This window comes from Streptomyces sp. NPDC059010 (assembly GCF_042740355.1).
In the GTDB taxonomy this organism is placed as follows: domain Bacteria; phylum Actinomycetota; class Actinomycetes; order Streptomycetales; family Streptomycetaceae; genus Streptomyces.
Window position 1 is genome coordinate 1 of sequence record NZ_JBHYJA010000073.1, and the last position, 14,908, is coordinate 14,908.

The 14,908-nt window shown below is 70.9% G+C and carries 8 protein-coding genes and 1 pseudogene; 3 read left to right on the plus strand and 6 right to left on the minus strand.

The features are described from left to right. A partial coding sequence (locus ACFWYS_RS44120; protein WP_384782238.1) for a cellulose binding domain-containing protein occupies positions 1 to 1,105 on the minus strand: 1,105 nt, incomplete at its 3' end. Positions 1,106 to 1,399: 294 nt separating this feature from the next. Between ACFWYS_RS44120 and ACFWYS_RS44125 the strand changes: the two are divergent. After that, positions 1,400 to 2,381 (plus strand): annotated as a pseudogene (locus ACFWYS_RS44125) (LacI family DNA-binding transcriptional regulator). Between the two features lie 69 nt (positions 2,382 to 2,450). Here the strand turns inward: ACFWYS_RS44125 and ACFWYS_RS44130 are convergent. From ACFWYS_RS44130 to ACFWYS_RS44145, 4 genes are read right to left on the minus strand one after another with little or no spacing between them, the layout of a single operon-like run. Beyond that, the gene (locus ACFWYS_RS44130; protein WP_384782240.1) at positions 2,451 to 4,214 is read right to left on the minus strand and encodes a cellulase family glycosylhydrolase; all 1,764 of its coding nucleotides are present in this window, start codon (positions 4,212 to 4,214) and stop codon (positions 2,451 to 2,453) included. 35 nt (positions 4,215 to 4,249) lie between these two features. After that, positions 4,250 to 5,761, minus strand: coding sequence for a glycoside hydrolase family 43 protein (locus ACFWYS_RS44135; protein WP_384782242.1), 1,512 nt, complete (start codon positions 5,759 to 5,761; stop codon positions 4,250 to 4,252). 41 nt (positions 5,762 to 5,802) lie between these two features. Continuing rightward, positions 5,803 to 7,932, minus strand: a complete 2,130-nt coding sequence (locus ACFWYS_RS44140) for an alpha-galactosidase (RefSeq protein ID WP_384782243.1) — start codon at positions 7,930 to 7,932, stop codon at positions 5,803 to 5,805. Positions 7,933 to 7,948: 16 nt separating this feature from the next. Next, positions 7,949 to 9,934 (minus strand): beta-galactosidase, encoded by a 1,986-nt coding sequence (locus ACFWYS_RS44145; protein ID WP_384782245.1) that lies wholly within the window; start codon positions 9,932 to 9,934, stop codon positions 7,949 to 7,951. Between the two features lie 252 nt (positions 9,935 to 10,186). Here ACFWYS_RS44145 and ACFWYS_RS44150 point away from each other — a divergent pair, with 252 nt between their 5' ends. Continuing rightward, entirely contained in the window at positions 10,187 to 11,581 is a 1,395-nt protein-coding gene (locus ACFWYS_RS44150) for a GH1 family beta-glucosidase (protein ID WP_384782277.1), read from the plus strand. Beyond that, positions 11,578 to 13,860 (plus strand): alpha-xylosidase, encoded by a 2,283-nt coding sequence (gene yicI, locus ACFWYS_RS44155; protein ID WP_384782247.1) that lies wholly within the window; start codon positions 11,578 to 11,580, stop codon positions 13,858 to 13,860. The genes ACFWYS_RS44150 and yicI overlap by 4 nt, the downstream gene beginning before the upstream one ends. Positions 13,861 to 13,890: 30 nt before the next feature. Here yicI and ACFWYS_RS44160 read toward each other — a convergent pair whose 3' ends face one another. Next, positions 13,891 to 14,844 (minus strand): expansin EXLX1 family cellulose-binding protein, encoded by a 954-nt coding sequence (locus ACFWYS_RS44160; RefSeq protein WP_384782249.1) that lies wholly within the window; start codon positions 14,842 to 14,844, stop codon positions 13,891 to 13,893. Positions 14,845 to 14,908 lie beyond the last annotated feature (64 nt).

Consider the following 14,908-nt stretch of genomic DNA (forward strand, 5'->3'; position numbering starts at 1 on the left):
GCCCGTTGAGGCTGAAACCGCTCGGTGCGGCGAAGGCGCCGCTGTAGGTGCCCTGGAACCCGAACGTCTGGCTGCCGCCGGGGGCGATGGCCGCGTTGTGCGCCTGGCCGCTCGCCGTGACGGATCCCGAGGACGGGGAGACGGAGGCGTTCCAGGAACTGGTGACGAGCTGGCCGGAGGGCAGGGTGAACGCGAGGCGCCAGCCGTCGACGGGCACCGAACCGGTGTTGGAGACGGTGACGTTCGCGGTGAAGCCTCCCTGCCACACGTTCGTGGCGTACGACACCTCGCAGGTCGTGGCACCGCCCGGCCCACCCGGTCCACCGCCCGTGACGACGTTCGACGAGAACGAGTTCACGGCCAGCCCCGCACCGTTCTGCCAGGGCTCGAAACCGGCCTGAACACTGGTCAGATACCAGTTGTTCTGCGCCAGCCCGCGGGCCACGGCCTGCCGGACGAAGTCCATCACGTCGAAGCTCCAGCCGCCGATCGCCGACGGGGCGACGAAGGAGAGCACGTCGTTGGAGCCGTTGCCGCCCGACCACACCTGCCAGGTGCGTCCACCCACGGTGGCCGTGCCGACCTGGGAGCCGATGGGCTGGATCGGGCCCACCTTGTTGAACCAGATCATGATCTCGGTCTGGTTCACGCCGTCGGTTCGGGGCGTCGGGTCCAGCCAGATGTCGTACGAGGCGTTGTACACGGCGTCGCCGACGTAGCCGTACGAGATGCTGCTCGGTGCGCTGGAGATCCGGGCGAGTTGCGCGGGGAGGTTGGTGCCCGGCGAGCAGTTGGTGTAGTGGCAGCCGTTGAAGAGGGACGGGTACGACTTCGGTCCGCCGCTGGTGGGCACGGAACCGTCGGCCCGGGTGAGCCGGAAGCCGGTGTCGGTGGAGGTGACGCACTGGGGTTCGTTGGTGCCCCAGCGGTTGTTCTGGAGGACGTAGCGCCCTTGGACGACAGTCGAGCCGAACTGTTCGCAGACCGTGGTGTCGGCCTGGGCCGGCGGTGTGACGGCGAAGAGCGCGGCGACGGTGGCGACTGTGGTGACGAGCGCGCCCCAAGTGCCGCGAACGGTACGGGGAAGATGCTGTAGCGGTCGCATGCGGGACCTCTTTCGGAGGTGCGGCCGGACGGGGGTGAGGGGTGGGGCGCTCCCGCCTCCCCAGTGAATGGGAGCGCTCCCATATGCTCTTTCTGACGGACTGTAGGAAACTTGCATGCCCCTGACAAGCCTGTGCGGGGGAGCTGTGTCCCCTGCACCGCGTGGGTTCCTCCGCCGACTGCGAGAATGGTGGCGGCAGCAGGCGAGGGGATGGGAAAGGCGACCGTGCCGGACAACCGAGCGGGAAGACCTTCGACGGAGGATGACGGCGAGCGCGGCGGGGGACCCGCATCGGTGACGATCGCCTACATCGCCGAGTCCGCCGGCGTCTCCGTACCCACCGTGTCGAAGGTGCTCAACGGCCGCTCGGGGGTGTCGGACGAGACCCGGGCCCGCGTCGAGGAACTGATCCATCGGCACGGATACCGCAAGCCTCCGAAGAACCGCAGCAATCTCGTGGAGCTCGTGTTCCGCGAGCTGGAGAGCATGTGGGCCGTGGAGATCATCCGCGGTGTCGAGCGCGTGGCCCGCAGAAACCGGATCGGTGTGCTGGTGTCGGAGTTCGGGCTGCACGACACAGCGGCGATGACCATCGACGACACGGTCGGCCGGCGTCCCCAGTGCGTGCTGTCGGTGGCGCAACTCTCCGAGGCGGAGCGGGAACAGCTGAGGGCGAAGGGCATCCCGTTCGTCGTCTTCGACCCGATCGACGAGTTGCCGGACGACGTTCCGTTCGTGGGTGCCACGAACTGGCGGGGCGGGCAGGCGGCGACCCGGCATCTGGTCGGCCTGGGGCACCGGCGCATCGCCATGATCAGTGGGCCTGATCACCCCTTCTGCCTCGCCCGGTTGTCCGGTTACTCGTCCGCGCTCGCGGAAGCCGGACTGCCGGCGGAGCCCGGCCTGGTCGTGAAGACCCGGCTCACGCGTGAGCACGGGTACGCCGCCGCGCGGGAGTTGCTGTCCCGACCCGATCGCCCCACCGCCGTGTTCACCGCCAACGACATGCAGGCGCTCGGTGTCTACCAGGCCGCGCGCGAGCTGGGCCTGCGCATCCCGCACGATCTCAGCGTGGTGGGCTTCGACGACGTACCGGCCGTCGCCTGGATGGGATCCGCCCTTGACCACGGTCCACCAGCCGCTGGCCGAGATGGCGACGGCCGCCACCGAGCTGGCCCTGGCGCTCGGGCGGGGTGAGCAGGTGGCGCAGGTGGGGCTGGAGATCGCCACCACTCTGGCCGTCCGGGAGAGCACGGCTCCGCCGAAAGAGGAGTGAGGCGGCGCGCGTGGACGCCGCTGCCCCGGCTGCCCGGGAGGCGGGCAACCGGGGCGAGGGGCCTGTCGGTCAGGGTTCCTTGACAGCCGTACCGGTGACCGAGTCTCCGGACTTCGTGACCTTGTACTTCACCTTGGCGCCGCTGTGGAAGTGGAACGTCAGCGTCGCCGTGTCGCCGTCACGCAGGGACTTGAGCGTCTCGGCGGTCAGGATGATCGTGCCGTTCGGGACGTCCGGCCGGAAGGCGATGTTGAACTCCTGGAACGGAGTCCAGCTCGTCGGGCCGGCGTTGGTGCCGTCGGCGTACGTGGCCTCCATCGTCGCCAGGTCGTCTCCCCGGTACTTCGTGGGAATGGCGAACGCGTCCTTCGAGCCCGTGGTGTCCGAAAGGACCGGGGTGTCGTACGTGATCACGTCGATCTGCCAGGGCAGACCCTTCGAGAATCGGGCCTGGAGCGTCGAGTTGACTCCGTACGCACGGTCACCCGCCAGCTTGGTCAGCGTCGACGCCTTCAGGGTGATCCGGTCCTTGAACAGGGTGTAGTCCCGGCCCTCGGCCAGCTTGGTGTCGCCGTGCCACAGCCCGCGGAACTTCAGGCCGTTGCGGTTCAGGGTGAGCGACTGCCCCTCGATCCGGCCGGACTTCTCCAGGTAGATCCGGTCGAAGGAGGTGGTTCCGGAGCGTGTGGTCCAGCTCGACTTGATCCACGCGAAGAGCGCGGGGTCGCGCCACTTCAGGGTCGCGCGGTTCAGGTAGGCGAAGCCCGGGTCCCACAGGGCGGTGGTCACACCGGCGGTGCGCGCCAGGTGCCCGATGTGCTCGTAGTACTTCAGCGCCTCGCCCCGCTCGACGCGGGAAGGGTGGTTGTCGTCGGGGTACGCGAGCAGGCCGTACTCACCGACGTAGACCGGGATGCCCTGGTCGGTGAAGACGTGCTTCATCCGGGCGAAGACGTCGTCCGCGTCGTTCTGGGCCTTGTCGTCGTACCGGGTGCCGCCGGCGATGTTCACACTGAACGGGAAGAAGCTGTAGTAGTGCACGGTGGCTGCGAGGTTCTTGTCGCGCAGCCCGCTGATCGTGGTGTGCAGGCTGTCCATGAAGTCCTGGGACGGGGTGCCACCCGGTGTGGTCAGGACGAGCAGACGGTTCTTGTTCCCGCCGCCCGAAGCGCGGACGACCTTGTGGAACGATGTGTTCAGCTCATGCACCAACTCGGCCTTCCGCGCGTCCGTGACATCGCCGAAGGTCGGTTCGTTGATGCTCTCGAAGAGCAGGGTGCGCGGCTCGTCGCGGAACGCCGCGGAGATCTGCGTCCACAGGGAGTCGAAGCGGGCGAGTACCTGGTCGCGGTCCGTGGAGACCTTCCAGACCCACTGCCAGGAGTCGTGGTGCACGTTGAGCACGACGTAGAGGTCCTCGGCCTGCGCCCAGTCCACCACCTGCTTGACCCGGCTCATGTACGCGGCGTCGACGGCGTACGGCGCGGTGTCCTTCTGGTAGTTGCTCCAGGTCACCGGGATGCGGACGCTGCGGAAGCCCTGCGCCCGTACGGTCTTGAACAGCTCTCTGGTGGCCTTGGGGTTGCCCCAGGACGTCTCCTCCGGAATCGCGTCCAGGGTGTTGCCCAGGTTCCAGCTGGGCTGCATCGCGGCGACGGCGTCCATGGCGCGGGACGGAACCCCGGCCGTGGAAGGTCTCTGCTGTGCCGTACCGCCCGGCACGGCGAGCGCGGTGCCGGACAGTCCCAGGATGACGAGCAGCGCCATCAGCAGGCCGGCCAGGCGTCCTGGGCCGCGGCGGCGGTGGCGGGCGGGTTGCCGTATGTCCTTCATGTTCTTTCCTTTCGTTCGGTCGTAGCGGTTGGGGTTCAGTCGTCGAGGGGCCCGCAGTCGAACCAGTCGAAGTGGACGGTGCCTGCCGTGGCGTACAGGCCGATGACCCGGCCGGTGAAGCCGCCGGCCACCTCCGTCGACAGGTAGCGACCGTCGAGAGTCGCGAGCTCGGTGACCGTTCCGTCCGGGGCTTCGATGCCCAGAGAGACGACGTCGGGTCCGGTGCAGGGCCCGAGCGGTGACGGCGGGTCAGCGATGGTGACGGCAAGGGCCACAGGCCCGGCCGGCACGGTCCGCGCGGCCACGACCGTGCGCAGGGAGCCGACGCGCGCGATCACCCGCACCTCCGCGCCGCACGCCTCGATCGCGTAGTGGTGCCGCTCGTCCAGCCGTACGGCGAGGCCGCCGCGCCCCTGCCCCGCGTCGACCAGGGTGCGCGCCCGGCAGGTGAAGTGCCGCTGACGTCGGCCCGTGAACACCACGTCGGGCTCGTCCAGGGAAGTGCCCCGCGCGTGGAGTGTCAGCCAGCCGGGGCGCTCCTTGGTGGTGCACAGCTCGGCGGGGCGGTCCCGCACGGAGATCCAGGCCGGCCCGAGTTCACCGAGCTCGAAGTCGTCGCGCCGTTCCTCGACGGGAACGGGGGTGAGCGGCCAGGGGAGCGCGGACAGGTCAAGGGCGACCTCGCCGACGACCGGCCAGTCGTCCTCCCAGGTCACGGGCGCGAGGAAGGTCTCCCGGCCGAGCACGTGCCAGCCGGGGGTGCCGCCGCGGGGGCGTACGCCGAGGAAGACCATCCACCATGAGCCGTCGGGGCCTTGGACCAGGTCCCCGTGCCCGGTGTTCTGGACCGGGTGGTCGGTGCCGCGGTGGGTGAGGATCGGGTTGGCCGGGCAGGGCTCGAACGGGCCGCTGGGCGTAAGGGCGCGGGCGATCGACACGCCGTGGCCGCGCTCGGTGCCACCCTCGGCGATGAGCAGGTACCAGTAGCCGCCGATCCGGTACAGGTGCGGCGCCTCCGGAGCCTTCGCGCCGGGGCCGCCGGACCAGAGCCTGTGCGGTGTGCCGTACGTCTCTCCGGTGGACGGGTCGATGCGGACCTGCAACACCCCGGCGAACGTGCACCAGCACGTGCCGTCCTCGTCCCAGGCCAGGTCGGGATCGATGCCGGGCACGCCCGGTGCCCAGATGGGGTCCGACCACGGCCCGGCGAGGTCGGTGGCCGTGACGATCAGGTTGCCGCCGTCCTCCCTGCAGTTGGTGACGATCAGCCAGAAGCGTCCGTCGTGATGGCGCAGCGTGGGGGCGTAGATCCCGCCGGAGGACGGCATGGAGGCCGGCAGACGCAACTGCTCCGGCCGGTCCAGGACGTTGCCGATCTGCCGCCAGTGCACCAGGTCACGGCTGTGGAAGAGGGGGATGCCGGGGAAGTACTCGAAGCTGGAGCAGGCGAGGTAGTAGTCGTCGCCGACACGGCAGATGCTCGGGTCGGGGTGGAACCCGGGGAGTACGGGTTCGGTGGCGCGGGCGGGCGGTTTCTGAGCGGGCACCCTCGGTCGTCCTTTCGTCGGGTGGGTGGCAGGGGCGGCGCTCAGGGAGCGCCCGGTTCCGTGCGGGTGATGCGGAGCAGCGCCGCGGACGGCGCGGTGGGCAGGGTCACGGTGAGGTCGGCGGTGTCCGGGTTCCAGACGGCAACTGCCTGACCCGCGGCGGGGTACAGCACCTCGGCACGGACCGAGCCGCCCGCCCGTTCAGGCAGCCGGAGGGTGGTGGCCTCGCCGCCCGCGCGCCGCCAGACGGTGAGGTAGGTGGTGGCGGGGGTGTGCAGGGCGAGCGCGATCCAGGGGTCGTCCCAGCCGGGGAGGCCGAGTGGCCAGGAGGGCACGGCTTGCGGCAGGTCGGCGCGGATGGCCTTGTACGTGGCGACCGCTTCGTGGACCAGGGCGCGGGCCTCGGGCCCCAACTCCAGCAGGCGGCCGGAGAGGTGGACGCGGCCGAGGAGGGCGCTCGCCATGGTGAAGGCGACCTCGTCGAGTGAGTCCTCCGGCTGCGGATAGGCCCACACGGCACCCTGCTCTGGAGTGACGGCGGTGGGCGCGGAGGCCGCGATGGGCGCGTAGCGGTGGAGGTTCTGCTGGTCGCTGGTGGACTGCAGTTGCAGCCGCGACAGCAGGGCGTGGTCCAGGCGCATGCCGCCCGAGGCGCAGTTCTCCACCACCAGGTGCGGATGGCGGTCCAGGATGCCGTCGAGCCAGTCCAGGTGGGCGCGGTTGTGGCCGAGCAGTCCGGCGCCCGCACTCTCGCCGGGGTGCGCGCTGGTGCCGGAGCCGGGGTCGATGTTGTGGTCGAGCTTGAGGTAGCCGACGCCCCACTCGCCGACGAGGCGGTCCACGACCTGGTCGAGATGGGCGCGAGCGGCCGGGTGGCGCAGGTCCAGGTGGTACCGGCCGGACTCCGTGACGCGGACGCCGTCGCGGCGGAAGTACGCCTCGTCGGGCAGGGATCCGGCCACCGGGCTGTGGACGCCGATCACCTCCGGCTCCAGCCACAGGCCGGGCACCATGCCGCGCTCCCGGATGCGGTCAAGGACCTCGTGGATGCCCTTCTCGCCGGGGAAGCGTGAGGCGGCCGGCTCCCAGGCGCCGACGGTGGTCCACCAGCCGTCACCGTCGTCGTACCAGCCCGCGTCGATGACGAAGTACTCGGCGCCGGCCTCGGCCGCCGCGTCGATCAGCGGCAGCAGCTTGTCGGTGGTGGGGTCTCCCATCAGGCAGTTCATGTAGTCGTTGAAGATGACGGGCAGGGCTTGGTGGTCGGGATGCGGACGGCGGTGGGCGCGCCGGTAGCGGGTCAGCGCGGCGAACGCGGCGTCGGGGCCGCCGTCGGCGCTGAAGGACAGGGCCACGGGTACGGTGCGGAAGGCGGCGCCCGGTTCCAGCGGCTGCCGCCAGCCGTGGTGGGAGTCGGTGGGCCCGAACAGTGCCAGGTAGGCCGTCTGCTCGCGCTCGGCGCACTCCCAGCGCCAGCCCCCGCCGTTGTGCTCGATCTGCCACACGCAGGTGCGGCCGGTGCGCCGGTCCGTCAGGCCGCCCATGGGCAGGTGCCCGCAGCTGGACCAGGTGCCCTGGCCGGTCAGGGCGAAGCCGGAACGGCCGTTCGCGTGCTGCACGCGTCCACCGTGGTCGGGTGCGGTCAGCCGCAACGGGCGGCGCTGCCAGCGGCATTCGGCGAGCCAGTCGTTCTCCGCCCACAGCAGGTCGGCGGCGTCCAGGTCCGCCGGGTCCGGCGGGGTGAGGCACCCCGTCGCGAACGAGCTGACCGACTCCAGGTGGAGCGTGTCCTGCCCTTCGTTGCGAAGCGTCACCTCGCTGCGGAGCACGGGTAGGCCGTCCGGCGACCGGTAGGTCACCTCCGCGACCAGACCGGTGTCCGGGTCGTGGAGTTGGACGGTCAGGATGTGCCAGTCACCGTCGCGGGCCGCACTGTGGGTGCGGTGGCGCAGCCGCTCGCCGAGAGCCGTCTGGACCAGACGGCTGCCCGACCAGTTGCGTCCGTGGCCCGTGGCCGTCACCTCCACCAGGGGCAGGGATCCACGGGTGCCGTTGCCCGCCTCGTCCGGTCGTCCGAGGTGGGTCAGGCGGGTGCTGCCGTCGTCGCCGAGGGCGAACTTGAGGTGCAGGGCCTCGTGACCCCAGCAAAAGCTCCGCTGTTCCGTTTCCATGGTGGCCTTTTCCGGGTCAGTGGCCGCGCAGGACCGCGCAGGCGCCGGGCGGCAGTTCGTGGGCCGCCCCGCCGGTGAGCAGGTCGTGGGCGGGATTCGGCAGGGGCACGGTGCCCTCGGTGTGATTGAGCAGGACGTGCCATCGGCGGCCGTCGGCCGCGTGCCGGGTGACGGCTTCGACACCGGACGGCAGGCCCGGCAGCTCCGGCTCGACGCCGGCTTCCTTCAGGAGCCGTCCGACCAGGGCGCCGTAGTCGGCGTCGTCCAGGAGCGTGGAGAGATACCAGCCCTGTCCGGTGCCGAAGCGGTGCCGGGTGAGTGCCGGGCTGTCCGCGAGCATGCCGTGGGTGTAGGTGGCGAGCGTTTCGGCGCCCTCGGCGCGCAGGGCCTCGCTCCAGACGGTGCCGTGCGAGCCGTCCGACAGGGTGATCCGCTCCTGCGTCCGCAGCGGCCGGTGCTCCTCGACGCGGATGCCCAGGGCCTCGCGCAGCGGTGCGGCCGGGTAGCCGCCGAGCCGGGCGTGCATGCGGTCGTCGACGTAGCCGGTGGCGTGCTGGACGAGGAGCGTCCCGCCGCCCTCGACGTAACGGCGCAGGTTCTCGGCGCCCTTGTCGGACAGCAGGAACAGGGAGGGGGCGATGACCAGCCGATAGCGGCTCAACTCGTGCTCGGGGTGGGCGAAGTCGGCCGTGACGCCCGCGTCCCACAGCGCGCGGTGCGCCCCGGCGAGCGGCGCGTGGTAGCCGAGGCGGGAGGAGGGCAGGCCGTCCGCCTCCAGTGCCCACATGGCGTCCGGGTCGTCGAGCACGGCCGCCTGCGCGGTCACCGTCGATCCCGCCAGCTCCCCGAGCGCGGCGACCGCCTCACCGGTCCGCGTGACCTCGCGGAAGATACGGCTGTCGGGGCCCGCGTGCGGGAGCATCGCCGAGTGCCAGGTCTCGGCGCCGGCCCGGGACTGCCGCCACTGGAAGAACAGGGCGCCCTCCGAGCCGCGCGCGATGTGGCCGAGGCTGTGGCGCAGGACATCACCCGGCTCCTTGCCGATCACCTGATCGCCGTCGTAGACCGTGCTGGTGCCCTGCTCCATCAGCAGCCACGGGCGGCCGCCGGCCAGGGAGCGGGAGCGGTCGGCGTAGTAGGCCGCATGTGCGGCGCCGTCGAGGCCGTTCGCGTCCGGGTACTGGTCGGAGCTGACGACGTCGAGTTCGCGGGCGAACGCCCACACGTTCAGCCGCAGGTCGTAGGGCAGCATCAGGTTCGTCGTCACCGGGCGGTCGCTGTGCTCGCGGATCGCGTCGCGCTGCTCGCAGTAGGCGGCGATGATCTCGTCGGCCCAGAAGCGGTGGAAGTCCACTGTCTGGCCGGGGTTCTTGTGATACTGCGTCGCGCGCGGGGGCAGGATCTGCTCCCAGGAGGTGTACCGCTGGCTCCAGAAGGCCGTGCCCCAGGCCTCGTTGAGGGCGTCCAGCGAGCCGTGCCGGGCGCGCAGCCACACGCGGAACGCGGCCGCCGCCTGGTCGCACCAGCAGAGCGTGCCGTACTCGTTGTGGACGTGCCACAGAGCGAGGGCGGGGTGGTCGCCGTACCGCTCGGCCAGCGCGGCGGCGATCCGGCGGGCCGCGCTGCGATAGGCGGGTGAGGCGAGGCAGTAGGTGTCGCGGCTGCCGTGCACGAGACGGGTGCCGTCGGCCGTGACCGCCAGTGCCTCCGGGTGGGCGAGGGTGAACCAGGGCGGCGGGGAGGCCGTCGGGGTGGCGAGGTCGACGGCCACGCCGTTCGCGTGGAGGCGTTCGATGTGGGCGTCCAGCCAGGTGAAGTCGTAGCGCCCCTCCTCCGGTTCGAGCAGGGCCCAGGAGAAGACTCCGAGGGTGGCCAGGTTGACCCCGGCCCGGCGCATGAGTTCCTCGTCCTCCTTCCAGACCGGCTCGTCCCACTGCTCGGGGTTGTAGTCCCCGCCGAAGGCGAGGCCGCCCAGGCGGTCGGTGATGCTGCGTGCCGTCATGACGGTGACCCTTTTCCGCGGGTTGTCGAAGCGCTTCACTTGCGAGGGAAGTTAACGGACGTGTTTCGGGCGAAACAAGAGCCTGTACACGGAGAAAGTTTCTCTCTGCTGGTCCATTGACAGGCAGTGAGCGAAAATGACAGCGTCGATGCGCTTCGACAAGTCACCCTTCACCTCACGTAAACGCCCGACTGCCGAGGGATCTGTCTCGTGGCTTCTGCGTCCAGTACGACCGTGACCGCCGCGACGGCGATGGGGGGCTTTCCGAAGCTGCCTCCGGGATTCCGCTTCGGTGCGGCCACGTCCGCCTACCAGATCGAGGGCGCCCATGACGAGGACGGCCGCGGACCGTCCGTCTGGGACACCTTCAGCCACACCCCCGGGCGCACTCACGCGGGTGCCACCGGCGACGTGGCCGCCGACCACTACCACCGCCACCGCGAGGACGTGGCACTGCTGCGCGATCTCGGCGTCGACAGCTACCGCTTCTCGATCGCCTGGCCCCGTCTGCTGCCCCAGGGCGTCGGACCGGTCAACCCCAAGGGGCTGGACTTCTACGACCGCCTCATCGACGACCTGCTGGCCGCCGGTGTCGCGCCGGCCGTCACCCTCTACCACTGGGACCTCCCGCAGGCCCTGGAAGACCGTGGCGGCTGGCGCGTGCGGGAGACCGCCGAAGCCTTCGCGGCATACGCGGCACTCGCCGCCGAGCGCTACGGCGACCGGGTGGAACGCTGGATCACCCTCAACGAGCCCTACTGCTCCGCCTTCGTCGGCTACGCCGAGGGCCGGCACGCGCCCGGCGCGCGGGAGGGGCGGGGCGCCCTGGCCGCCGCCCACCACCTGCTTGTCGGCCACGGTCTCGCCTTAGGCGCCCTGCGCGCCTCGGGAGCCCGGGAGATCGGCATCACGCTCAACCTGGACCGCATCCACGCCGCTTCCGAGCGCCCCGAGGACCGCGCCGCCCTGCGCCGCGCCGAGACCCTGCACAACGAGGTCTGGACGGAGCCGCTCTTCGCCGGACGCCATCCCCGCGACGAGGCCGAGACCTGGGCCGGGCTCGCCGACGGCCCCTGGCGGCTGCCGGGCGACCTCGACCTGATCGGCATCCCACTGGACTTCGTGGGCCTCAACTTCTACCGGCCCCTCACCGTGGCCGCCGCACCGCACCACGTGGCCGACCCCGGGCAGCGCACCGCCGTCGACATCGGCGTCACCGAGCTGGACCCGTACGGCACCCGGCACACCACCATGGGCTGGCCGGTCGTCCCGTCCGCGTTCACCGAACTGCTCCGCGACCTCCACGCCCGCTACCCGCGGTTGCCGCCGATCTGGATCACCGAGAACGGCTCCGCGGAGGCCGACGCGGTCTCACCCGACGGCCGCGTCCACGACCCCGACCGCATCGCCTACCTCGCCGACCACCTCGCCGCCGTGGCCGACGCCGTCGCCGCCGGTGTGGACGTACGCGGCTATTACGCCTGGTCGCTGCTGGACAACTTCGAGTGGGCGCGAGGCTACGACCAGCGCTTCGGGCTCGTCCATGTCGACTACGCCACCCTGACCCGCACCCCCAAGGACAGCTACCACTGGTACCGGGGACTGATCACCGCGCACCGCGCGGGGACGGAGGAACCTGCCCGATGAAGTTCACGGACGGCTACTGGCTGATGCGTCCGGGCTGCACCGCCCGCTACGCCACCGAGGTCGCCGACGTTCGCGCCGACGACCACCGGATGACCCTGTACGCACCCGTGAAACACGTCGTCCGGCGCGGGCAGACCCTCAACAGCCCGCTGCTGACGGTGGAGTGCTGGTCCCCGGCCGAGGGGATCATCGGCGTGCGGACCACCCACCACGCCGGATCGGTGCGCGGGGGACCGGAGTTCGCGTTGCCCGGAGCCGATGCGGGCGCCGGAAAGGTGCGCCGGGAGGGGGCGGTGCTGGAGCTGTCCTCCGGCGAACTGACGCTGCGGGTGGACACGGAAGAGCCGTGGCGGCTGGACTTCACCGCCGGCGGACGCCTGCTGACCTCCTCCGGCGAGCGCGGCACCGGCTTCGTCACCGACGCCGAGGGCCGGCACCACATGGTCGGCCAACTCGCCCTGGGCGTAGGAGAGTTGGTCTACGGGCTGGGGGAGCGGTTCACCCCGTTCATCAAGAACGGGCAAGTGGTGGACATCTGGCAGGCCGACGGCGGCACCAGCAGCGAACAGGCCTACAAGAACATCCCGTTCCACCTGACCAACCGTGGCTACGGGGTCTTCGTGAACCACCCCGGCAAGGTCGCCTACGAGGTCGGCTCGGAGGCCGTCGGCCAGGTCCAGTTCAGCGTCGAGGACCAGTCCCTGGAGTACTTCGTCGTATACGGGCCGACCCCCAAGCAGATCCTGGAGCGCTACACCGCGCTCACCGGCCGCCCGGCGCTGCCGCCCGCCTGGGCCCTGGGCCTGTGGCTGACCACGTCGTTCACCACCGACTACGACGAGGCCACCGTCCAGAGCTTCATCGACGGCATGGCCGACCGCGGCATCCCGCTGAGCGTCTTCCACTTCGACTGCTTCTGGATGCGCGCCTACCAGTGGTGCGACTTCGACTGGGACGCCGAGACCTTCCCCGACCCGCCGGGCATGCTCGCCCGGCTCAAGGAGCGGGGACTGCGCGTCTCCGCCTGGATCAACCCGTACATCGCCCAGAAGTCCGAGCTGTTCGAGGAGGCCATGCGCGCGGGCCACCTCGTACGCCGCGCGGACGGCACCGTGTGGCAGTGGGACCTGTGGCAACCGGGCATGGCCCTGGTCGACTTCACCAGCCCGGCCGCCCGCGACTGGTACACCGGCAAGCTGCGCACCCTGCTCGCCCAGGGCGTGGACTGCTTCAAGACCGACTTCGGCGAACGCGTTCCCACCGACGTCGTCTGGTACGACGGCTCCGACCCGGAGCGGATGCACAACTACTACACCCACCTCTACAACCAGGCCGTCTTCGACCTGCTGCGCGAGGAGCGGGGCGAGGGCGAGGCGCTGCTGTTCGCCCGCTCGGCCACCGCCGGCGGCCAGCAGTACCCCGTGCACTGGGGCGGCGACTGCGACTCCACCTTCGGCGCCATGGCCGAGTCGCTGCGCGGCGGACTCTCGCTCGGCCTGTCCGGGTTCGGCTTCTGGAGCCACGACATCGGCGGCTTCGAGGGGACCCCGACGCCGACCGTCTTCAAGCGGTGGGTGCAGTTCGGCCTGCTCTCCTCGCACAGCCGCCTGCACGGCAGCAAGTCGTACCGCGTCCCGTGGGACTACGGCGAGGAAGCCGTCGAGGTCACCCGCGAGTTCACCCTCCTCAAGAACCGCCTCGCCCCCTACCTCCAGCGCGCCGCCCAGCAGGCCCACACCACCGGCGTCCCGGTGATGCGGGCCATGGTCCTGGAGTTCCCCGACGACCCCACAGCCGCGGTGCTGGACCGGCAGTACATGCTCGGGGAGGACCTGCTCGTCGCCCCCGTCTTCACGGACGACGGCACGGTCGAGTACTACGTGCCCGAGGGCACGTGGACCAACATCCTGACCGGCACCCAGGTCACCGGCCCCCGCTGGGTGCGCGAACAACACGGCTTCCGCACCCTGCCGTTGCTGGCCCGCCCCGACTCCGTCCTCCCCCTCGCCGCCGACGACCAGCATCCGGTGTCGGCCTGGGCGGACGACATCGAACTACGGATCCACGCCTTCGCGGACGGCGCCCGTCGCACGGTGGTGATCCCCCGCACGGACGCCCTCGGCGAGACGGCCCGCTTCGACGTCCACCGCGAGGGGGACCGCGTGAGCGTCACGACGGACAGCCCGCATCCCTGGCGACTGCGGATCGGCGGGCCCGGTGGCACGGTGCACACCAACACGGCGGGGCGGGGGAGGGCCGAGGTGCGTTACGAGGCCTGAGCGCCCACCACCGCCCTCGAACCGGCCGCGTCAGTGCCGGGCGAACTGAACCCCGGTCGATTGCTTGACGTCCGGCCGCAGCGCGATCCCGCTGACGGTCAGGCGTTCCCCGAAGATGTCGGTGACTCTGATCGAGCCACCGCACCCGCTGCCGTCGGCGGAGACGAAGTAGTTGTATTCCGTGCGGGGCAACTGCCGCCAGCCGCCGCCGGTTCGGACCTCCAGGCGGGCGACCGGGTTGCGGTGGCCGATCGCCTGGATGGCGCACCAATAGGGGTTGGACCCGGTCTTGTACCTGAGGGACATCGTCTCGGAGGTGCTGGGGCTCAGCAGCTGCCAGGTGATCGGGATCCGGCCGACCTTGAGGTCGGCGAGCTTGGCGAAGGCCTGCTGGCTGAGGTCGAGTTGCCCGGGTGCGCAGGGTGACGGGCATTCGTTGGTGATCCGTACGGTGATCGACTTGCCGTTGGCCGCGCGGACGAGCACGTGGGCGCCGCACGCCCTGGACGTCTCGTAGTCCGTGGTGTTCATGGCCGCGATCATGAGGTCGGGGCTCGGGCCGAACAGACAGGCGCCGTCTCCGTCCGCGGCCTCGTAGGCGGTGGCGACCCCGGTGTAGGTGGCGCCGGGCCGAATCCGCCCCGCCGCTACCGCCGTGGTGGAGGCCGTTCGCCGGGGCTGTGGGGTGCCTGTGGCCGACGGTCGTGCCGACGCGGTGGTTGCGGTGGCCTTCGCACTGGGGCTGCTGGTGGGCGTTGGCGTCCCCGACGCGGTCGGGGTGCTCGTCTCGGTCGGGGCGGTTGCCTTCACCTGGGTGGTGGCGACGGGTGTGGGCGCGGCTGCGACCGTGTCCGCCCGGTGGTCGGGGAGCACCCCCATGACCAGGTAGGCGAGCGCGCTCGCGGCGGCCAGTGCCAACGTGGTGCCCAGTATGAGCCGGCGTCTGTGCCTGCGCTGCCGCGCGGCCTGCCTTGCTGTCTGCATACCTGTCCGTTCGGAGGATCGAGCCGATGGTGCACAGCTCAGTGGTCGCGGGGAGCGGAAAGGT

Bases quoted from the DNA above. Each gene is read 5' to 3' on its own strand.
- ACFWYS_RS44130 (WP_384782240.1), bottom strand. From the start codon at position 4,214: ATGAAGGACATACGGCAACCCGCCCGCCACCGCCGCCGCGGCCCAGGA.
- ACFWYS_RS44140 (WP_384782243.1), bottom strand. From the start codon at position 7,932: ATGGAAACGGAACAGCGGAGCTTTTGCTGGGGTCACGAGGCCCTGCAC.
- ACFWYS_RS44145 (WP_384782245.1), bottom strand. From the start codon at position 9,934: ATGACGGCACGCAGCATCACCGACCGCCTGGGCGGCCTCGCCTTCGGC.
- ACFWYS_RS44150 (WP_384782277.1), top strand. From the start codon at position 10,187: ATGGGGGGCTTTCCGAAGCTGCCTCCGGGATTCCGCTTCGGTGCGGCC.
- yicI (WP_384782247.1), top strand. From the start codon at position 11,578: ATGAAGTTCACGGACGGCTACTGGCTGATGCGTCCGGGCTGCACCGCC.
- ACFWYS_RS44160 (WP_384782249.1), bottom strand. From the start codon at position 14,844: ATGCAGACAGCAAGGCAGGCCGCGCGGCAGCGCAGGCACAGACGCCGG.